The following is a 1,453-nucleotide window of genomic DNA, read 5'->3' on the forward strand; positions in this document are numbered from 1 at the left end:
GCCCCCGCGCGTCAGCGCAGCCGCTCGGCCAGCGCGAGCGCGTCGGCCGCGACCTGTGCGCCGGGGCCGCCCGGCGTGAGCAGCAGCGGGCGCGCCTCCGCGGCGATGCCGTGCGCCTCGATCGCGCCGAGCGAGCCCGCATCCTCCTCGGCGACGAGCCACCCGTCGAGCAGCCCGCCAGCCCGACGCGCCCCGTAGTGCGCCGCGACCGCAGCCGCATCCGGCTCGACCCCGATGACCTCGAGGCACGTCGCCGCCATGCCGCGGAGCGCCCTGCCGGCGATGATCGGCGAGACGCCCACCACGGGCGCCGGCGCCGTCTCGAGCGCGTCGCGCACGCCGGGGATGCCGACGATCGTGCCGATCGAGACGACCGGGTTCGACGGCGCGAGCAGCACGACGTCGGCGCTCGCGATCGCCTCGCGCGCGGCGTGCGAGATGCGGGAGCGCTCGAGCCCGTGCTGCACGAAGCGGTGCGCGGGCAGCTGCGCGCGCGTGCGCACCCACCACTCCTCGAAGTGCAGCACGCCCTCGCCGGTGACGACGTGCGTGGGCACCTCGTCGTCGGTGACGGGCAGCAGCCGGGCGCCGAGGTCCCAGCGGGCCGCGAGCCGCGCGGTCGCCTCGGTGAGCGTCGCGCCCTCGCGCAGCAGCTCGGTGCGCGCGAGGTGGGTGCCGAGATCGAGGTCGCCGAGCGTGAACCACGGCCAGCCGACGCCGTAAGCCGTGAGCTCCGCCGCGACGCGCTCGCTCTCGCCCGCGCGGCCCCAGCCGCGCTCCGTGTCGCCGACCCCAGCGAGCGCGTACATGATCGAGTCGAGGTCGGGGCACACCTTGACGCCCGAGAGCCACATGTCGTCGCCGATGTTGGCGACGATCGTGATCTCGGCCGCGGGAACGCCGCTCGGGCCGCCGAGGGCCTCGCGGAGCCCGAGCGCGAAGCGGGCGCCGCCGACGCCGCCGGCGAGCACGGTGATCCTCACGAGCCCATCCTCCGGTAGCGGATCGCCACCCCGCCAGGGGCGGCATCGATCGTCGCGTCGACGCGGTAGACCGAGCGGATGCGGTCGGTCGTCAGCACGTCGGAGGGCGCCCCGTGCGCGACCACGCGCCCGCGGTCGACGAGCACGACGCGATCGGCGTGGGTGGCCGCGAGCGCGAGGTCGTGGACGGTCATCACGACCGGCCGGTCGCGCGCGAGGCGCCGCACGAGCTCGAGCAGCTCGAGCTGCCACGCGACGTCGAGGTGGTTCGTCGGCTCGTCGAGCAGGAGCGCGCCGGGCACCCCGCCCGCCTGCTGCGCGAGCGCGCGCGCGAGGTGCACGCGCTGCAGCTCGCCGCCGGAGAGCTCGCCGAGCCTGCGATCGGCGAGCTCGGCCGCGCCCGCGTCGTGGAGCACCGCGTCCACGAGCGCCTCGTCGCCGAGCGAGAGCCCGAGCATGCGGTGGTGCGG

General features: G+C 76.7%; 2 protein-coding genes. Both read right to left on the reverse strand.

Features of this window, described 5'->3' with window-relative positions; genetic code table 11:
- Positions 1–11: 11 nt before the first annotated feature.
- Complete coding sequence (gene cofD, locus NWP09_RS12805; protein ID WP_258275881.1) at positions 12–983, reverse strand: 2-phospho-L-lactate transferase; 972 nt, start codon at positions 981–983, stop codon at positions 12–14.
- Positions 980–1,453, reverse strand: a 474-nt coding sequence (locus NWP09_RS12810) for an ABC transporter ATP-binding protein (protein ID WP_258275882.1), incomplete at its 5' end; no start/stop codon positions are given. The genes NWP09_RS12810 and cofD, both read right to left, overlap by 4 nt.

Origin of the sequence: Agrococcus sp. HG114 (assembly GCF_024723325.1) — a bacterium.
Classification (GTDB): Bacteria; Actinomycetota; Actinomycetes; order Actinomycetales; family Microbacteriaceae; genus Agrococcus.